The organism is Actinoplanes sp. NPDC051633 (assembly GCF_040681735.1).
Classification (GTDB): Bacteria; Actinomycetota; Actinomycetes; order Mycobacteriales; family Micromonosporaceae; genus Actinoplanes.
Map to the genome: position 1 here is coordinate 1 of NZ_JBFAZH010000446.1, position 5,791 is coordinate 5,791.

A 5,791-nucleotide genomic window follows, 5' to 3' on the forward strand; every position below is an offset into this window, starting at 1 on the left:
CCGACCGCGTGTCGGTGGCCTGCTCGAAGAGCGGGATCCGGGTTTCCCGCCACAACTCGCGGCCGAACAGCAGCGGCGCGTTGGCCCCGAGCGCCACCTGCACGCCGGCGATCACCTGGGCGGCGTTCCAGTACGCCGCGAACTGCGCCGGGCTGACCTGCAGGTGGAACTGGGTGCTGGTGCAGGCCGACTCGGGCGCGATCGTGTCGGTGGTTACCGCCAGCCGGTCGATGCCGTCGATCCGGATCTCCAGGTCCTCGCCGCGGGCCGCGAAGATCTGCTCGTTCAGCAGCGCGTACCGGGGGTTGGCGGACAGCGCGTCGGCCGTCATGTGCTCGCGGCGCAGCGTCGGCAGGATCCCGATCATCACCATGTGCGCGCCGACCGTGCGGGCGTGCTCCTCGGCGTTGTTCAGGCTGGCCCGCAGCGTGCGCTCGAGGTCGGCGTTCTCGTCGCCGGCCAGCCGCCGCGGCGGCAGGTTGATCTCGACGTTGAACTGGCCCAGCTCGGTCTGGAAGTCGGGATCGGCGATCGCGCCCAGCACCTCGGCGTTGCGCATCGCCGGGTCGGCGTTGCCGTCGATCAGGTTGAGCTCGATCTCCATCCCGGTCAGCGGGCGCTCGAACTCGAATCGCGACTCACGCAGCATCGACGCGAACACGTCCAGGCTGCGCCTGATCTTGTGCCGGTACTTCGCGCGGTCTTCCCGGGTAAAAGCGCGCTGCTCGACTTCCTCGCCCACCGCGTACCGTCCCCTCACGCGCTGTATCGCCGTCCCTATGATCTACCCCTTGCTGCTCAGGCGCCACACCACCTTTACAGATGTCTCCCACGCATCGAGACTCGTCAGTATGCGACGTAGAGGACTTATCGCAGCGACTTGCGCGCTGCTGCTCGGGCTCGGCTGGAGTGCGGCGCCGGCCGGGGCCGACGGGGCCGCGCCGGCCGCGGCCGACTGGACGACGACGTGGGCGACCGCGCCCGCCGCGGCGGTGAGCGGCGTTCAACAGGGGTACGCGGGCTTCACCATCCGCAACGTCGTGCACACGACGGTCGGCGGCAACCGAGTACGGGTCCACCTCTCCAACCGCTTCGGCACGCAGCCGGTGCTCTTCGGGCACGTGACGGTCGCCGTCTCGGCACACAAGGGCGGCCAGCGCAACGGCGCGATCGACCAGAGCAACGGCGAGGCCGTCCCCGGCTCGGTGCGCGACGTGCTGTTCAACGGCAGGTCGTCGTTCACCGTCCCGGCCGGCGCCGAGGCGATCAGCGACCCGGTGGCGCTGCGCGTGAGGGCCGACCGCGACCTGCTGGTCAGCACGTGGACGCCGAACCCGTCCGGCACGGTCACCTACCACCCGTCGGCGATGCAGGACTCGGTGTTCAGCCGTGGGCCGGCCGACCACGCCGGCGACGAGTCGGCCGCCGCCTTCGGCGAGCGCACCCGGGTCTGGCACTACGTCAACGGCGTCGACGTGCGGGGTGGGCCGGGCACCGTGGTGGCGCTGGGCGACTCGATCACCGACGGCGTCACGTCGACCTTCAACGCCAACCGGCGCTGGACCGACTACCTCGCCGCGCGGCTGGCCCGGTCGCAGGTCCCGGACTACGGCATCGCCAACTCCGGCATCAGCGGCAACCGGGTGCTGCTCGACTCGCACTGGCCGGACTACAACATCTTCCAGGTCTTCGGCCCCAGCGCGCAGACCCGGCTGCCGGAGGACGTGCTCGACCGTGCCGGAGCCCGGACGGTGATCATCTTCGAGGGCGTCAACGACATCCAGCAGGAGCCGCACCAGACCGATCCCGAGCAGATCATCGCCGGGCTGGCCCAGATCGCCGCCCGGTCGAAGGCGCGCGGCCTGCGCGTGATCGGCGCGACGATCATGCCGTTCAAGGGCTGGGGATCCTGGACGCCGGAGCTGGAGACGACGCGGGTCGCGGTGAACGAGTGGATCCGCGCGGGCGGCGACGGCGCGCTCAACGGCGTGGCGGACTTCGACGCGGCCACCCGTGATCCGGCCGACGTCGCGCGGATCCTGCCCGCGTACGACAGCGGCGACCACCTGCACCCCAACGACGCGGGCGACGCGGCGATGGCCGCGGTCGTGCCGCTGGGCAAGCTGTAGGCGCTATCGGAGCCAGGCCGCGGTCACGGCGACCGCGATGGTCACGCCGAGCGCGGCCTGGATCAGCAACGCCGGGCCGAGGTGCGACCACAGCGTCGGGATGCGCGGTGTCAGCGGTTGCATCGTGGTCAGGTTGATCATGTGCAGCAGGCGGACCGGGATCGCCGGGTCCGCCTGCGCGCGCGTGGTGAGCTGCACGAGGTCGCCCCGGTGCAGTGCCGACGCCGGCAGGTGGCCGTGCATCTCGACCTCGTAGACCTGGCCGAGGTCGTCGCGCACCCGCATCGGGGTGACGAGGAACTCCGGTCCCTTCTTGAGGTCCTTGAAGCGGCGCCGCACGCCTTTCAGGCGCACGATCGCGCCGATCAGCCGTGCGATGGTCGCGCTGACGAAGATCAGGACGACCAGTGGCCGGCCGACCTTCACTTCGCGGGTGTACGAGGCGTGGAAGCCGAGGAACCGGCCGGTGATGATCGGGCCGGCGTGCCGGAGGATCCGCTCGCGGTGCAGCTCGGTGTCGTCCATGGGGGGTCACCTCCTGGATGTCCCTCGATGGTACGGAGAGCGACCGTGACATTACAGTGAGTGAATAGGCGGTTCATGCGTCTTTTAGCGGGTAGGCGCATCGCCATGGACATGTCGTATCTACGCCCCCTTTACCAACGTCAGGGTCCGTGGGCGTCGGTCTATCTGGACGTCACCCGGGCCGAGGAGAACGCCGGCCATCAGATCGACCTGCGCTGGCGCGCCGCGCGGGCGGCGCTCGAGGAGCAGGGCGCGGACGCCGCCACACTGGAGGCGCTGTCGGCCGCGATCGCGGACTCCGGCGGCCTGTCCGGGCGGGCCGGGCTCGCCCTGTTCGCCGCCGGCGGCGAGGTCGTCCTGGCCGAGCCGCTGCCCTCGCCGCCGCCCGCGGAGATCGCCGAGTTCGGGCCGCTGCCGCACGTCATGCCGCTGATCGCCCAGCGCGGCGAGGAGGTGCCCTACGTGATCGCCGAAGTCCACCGCGACCGGGCGGACGTGACCGGCCTCGGCGTCGGCGGGGTCGAGCGCAAGCGCAGCGTCCAGGGCAGCGAAACCTTCCCGATCCGGAAGGTGCAGGCCGGCGGCTGGTCGCACCGGCGCTACCAGCAGGCCGCCGAGGAGACCTGGAAGCGCAACGCGGGCGACGTCGCGGCCGCGGTGGCGGAGCTCGCCTCGACCGTCGGCGCCGAGGTCATCGTGCTGGCCGGCGAGGAGCACGCCACCTCGTACACGTCGTCGCAGCTGCCCGAACGCTGGCGCAACCGCGTCGTCTTCGTCGAGGGCAACAAGGGCGAGGAAGGGCTCGACGAGGCGGCCACGATCGCCGTGGCCGAGGTCGCCGACCGGCACGCCCGCGAGGCGATCGACCGCTACCAGACGCAGCGCGGCGACGGGTACGAGAGCACCGGCCTGGCCGACGTCGTCACCCGGCTGCAGCGCGGGCAGGTCGAGACCGTACTGCTGGTCAACGACGCGTCGTCCACCGACACGCTGTGGATCGGCCTCGACGACCCGGCGCTCGTCGCCGTCGACCAGTTCGAGCTGCGCGACTCCGGCATCAACGACCCGCGCCAGGTGCGGGCCGACGCCGCGCTGGCCCGGGCGATCGCCGGCACCGACGCCGATCTGGTGCTGGTGCAGGCCGATGAGGTGCCGCTGACGCACGGTATCGGTGCGGTGCTGCGTTACCGCGACGGGCAGACGGCCGCAGTTTGATCCTTTCCGCTGGGGGCAGTCACCCGCCATGAAGCTGCCCTCGCCTCGCGGCCCGGTTTCCGCCGCGGTGATCGACGCTCTGGCCCGGCCGCCGCACGACGTCACGATCCCGTCCCGGCACTCGGATGACGACGACCTCCACCTCACGCTGTTCGTGCTCTACGAGCTGAGCTACCGGGGCTGGGACGGGGTGGACGACGACTGGGAATGGCAGCCGTCACTCATCGCCGCCCGTACCCGCCTGGAGAAGGTCTTCGAGGGGCAACTGATCGAGCTGGCCGGGCCGGTGACGCCGCCGGCGCAGCCGATCGCCCGCGAGCTCATCGAGCTGACCAGCGCGGACACCGGTCCGTCGCTGTCGAAGTTCCTGCGCGGCCGGGCGACCCGCGCCCAGTTCCGCGAGTTCGCCGCGCACCGCTCCGTCTACCACCTGCGTGAGGCGGACCCGCACACCTACGCGATCCCCCGGCTCGGCGGGGCGGCCAAGGCCGCGTTGATCGAGATCCAGATCGACGAGTACGGCAACGGCCGCGAGCCGCGCATGCACCAGGAGCTCTTCAAGCGCACGATGGTCGCGCTCGATCTCGACACGACCTACGGCGCGTACGTGGACGTGGTGCCCGCCCGCACGCTCGCGATCAACAACATGATGTCGCTCTTCGCGCTGCACCGGTCGCGGCGCGGGGCGATCATCGGGCATCTGGCCGCGTACGAGATGACCTCCACCGCGCCGAACCGGGCCTACGGCAACGGGTTGCGGCGGCTTGGTGGCGATGCGGACGCCACCGCCTTCTACGACGAGCACGTCGAGGCGGACGCGGTGCACGAGCAGATCGCGGCGTACGACCTGTGCGGCTCGTTCGCCGCCGCGGAGCCGGGGCTGGCGGGGGACGTGCTCTTCGGGGCGCGGTGCGCGCTGGCGCTCGACCAGGAATGGGCGACCGAGGTCCTGGCCCGCTGGGACGCGGGCGAGTCCTCTCTCCGCGAGCCGTTGCCCTGAGTTCTCGGCTTGCTCCTATTCCGCTGTGCGCGGGGCCTCCGATTCGCGGGTTGTGCCCGCTCGGAAGCCGACCGCCTTGTGCGTGCCGTCGCAGAACGGCTTGATGGCCGACTTGCCGCAGCGGCACAGCGCGACCGTGCCGCGGCCGGGATCGATGACCTGGCCGTCCGGGGTCTGCAACGTGAAGTCGCCGCGGATCAGGAGCGGCCCGTCCTCGTAGGGAGTGACGATGGCGCCCGTTCCGTGATCGTTCATGCCGACCGGACTGCCCCGGCCGGATCGCTCCAAACGCTGCCGGGGCGCGCGTGACCGGTGCGACGCGATGTCCGCCGTGAGGTTACCGATTGCGCGAAACCGGCACGGAGCCGCGCGCGAACCGGTGAACTTGACCTTGACGTGTGCCTCCGGCCGTTCGGCGGGGCGCCGTAGCCGTGTTCGACGGGGGATGAGGCAGATGACAGGCGCGATCGTGAAACCGGACAGTGTGCTCGCACGCACCGCCCGCGAGATGGTGGAGGCGCATGCGGGCGGGGCCGGGCCCCGCGAGGGCATGACGATCTGCCCGGTGTGCGGGGAGCCGTTGCCGTGCCCGTCCGGGCGGGCGGCGGCGGAGGTGCTGTTCGCGGCCGGGCTAGCCGAGTCGTCCGGCCTGATCGACGTGGCCCGGACGCAGGCGCTGGGAGCGGCTTCGCCGCTGGGCCTTCCGGCGGCGGGCTCGGCGGCGGCACGATCCTCGGGGTACGCGCAGACCGGCGCGTCCCTGTCGGTCAGCGCCGGCGACGCCTCGACGCCTGTCCCGGTGGCCCCGGCGACTGCGGGCGACCGGCCGGCGGTGCCCGCACCCGGCACGGTCTCGGGCGGCCCCGCCGCTCCGGGCGGCTCGGCTGCGGCCGGCGGCTCGGCTGCTCCGGGCGTCGCCGCG

5 protein-coding genes and 2 pseudogenes are annotated in these 5,791 nt (G+C 71.9%); 4 read left to right on the plus strand and 3 right to left on the minus strand.

Annotated features, from left to right (window positions below; all coding sequences use genetic code 11):
- Positions 1-742, minus strand: a pseudogene (locus tag AB0M20_RS23340) (glutamate--cysteine ligase); the annotation flags it as partial.
- A gap of 109 nt (positions 743-851) precedes the next feature.
- Between AB0M20_RS23340 and AB0M20_RS23345 the strand changes: the two are divergent.
- Entirely contained in the window at positions 852-2,129 is a 1,278-nt protein-coding gene (locus tag AB0M20_RS23345; protein WP_364301422.1) for an SGNH/GDSL hydrolase family protein, read from the plus strand.
- 3 nt (positions 2,130-2,132) lie between these two features.
- On the opposite strand, the gene AB0M20_RS23350 is transcribed toward AB0M20_RS23345, so the two are convergent.
- Entirely contained in the window at positions 2,133-2,654 is a 522-nt protein-coding gene (locus tag AB0M20_RS23350; RefSeq protein WP_364301424.1) for a hypothetical protein, read from the minus strand.
- 111 nt (positions 2,655-2,765) lie between these two features.
- Between AB0M20_RS23350 and AB0M20_RS23355 the strand changes: the two genes are divergently transcribed.
- On the plus strand, positions 2,766-3,869 hold the full coding sequence (locus AB0M20_RS23355) for a Vms1/Ankzf1 family peptidyl-tRNA hydrolase (RefSeq protein ID WP_364301426.1): 1,104 nt from the start codon (positions 2,766-2,768) through the stop codon (positions 3,867-3,869).
- Between the two features lie 28 nt (positions 3,870-3,897).
- Positions 3,898-4,869 carry an iron-containing redox enzyme family protein gene (locus AB0M20_RS23360; protein ID WP_364301428.1) on the plus strand — a complete coding sequence of 324 codons (972 nt, stop codon included), beginning with the start codon at positions 3,898-3,900 and terminating at the stop codon, positions 4,867-4,869.
- Positions 4,870-4,884: 15 nt separating this feature from the next.
- On the opposite strand, the gene AB0M20_RS23365 is transcribed toward AB0M20_RS23360, so the two are convergent.
- Positions 4,885-5,124 (minus strand): CDGSH iron-sulfur domain-containing protein, encoded by a 240-nt coding sequence (locus AB0M20_RS23365; protein ID WP_364301430.1) that lies wholly within the window; start codon positions 5,122-5,124, stop codon positions 4,885-4,887.
- Between the two features lie 199 nt (positions 5,125-5,323).
- Here AB0M20_RS23365 and AB0M20_RS23370 point away from each other — a divergent pair.
- A pseudogene (locus AB0M20_RS23370) lies at positions 5,324-5,791 on the plus strand (hypothetical protein); the annotation flags it as partial.

Excerpts from the sequence above, each read along its gene's own strand:
- AB0M20_RS23345 (WP_364301422.1), top strand. The coding sequence starts at position 852 with ATGCGACGTAGAGGACTTATCGCAGCGACTTGCGCGCTGCTGCTCGGG.
- AB0M20_RS23350 (WP_364301424.1), bottom strand. The coding sequence starts at position 2,654 with ATGGACGACACCGAGCTGCACCGCGAGCGGATCCTCCGGCACGCCGGC.
- AB0M20_RS23355 (WP_364301426.1), top strand. The coding sequence starts at position 2,766 with ATGTCGTATCTACGCCCCCTTTACCAACGTCAGGGTCCGTGGGCGTCG.
- AB0M20_RS23360 (WP_364301428.1), top strand. The coding sequence starts at position 3,898 with ATGAAGCTGCCCTCGCCTCGCGGCCCGGTTTCCGCCGCGGTGATCGAC.
- AB0M20_RS23365 (WP_364301430.1), bottom strand. The coding sequence starts at position 5,124 with ATGAACGATCACGGAACGGGCGCCATCGTCACTCCCTACGAGGACGGG.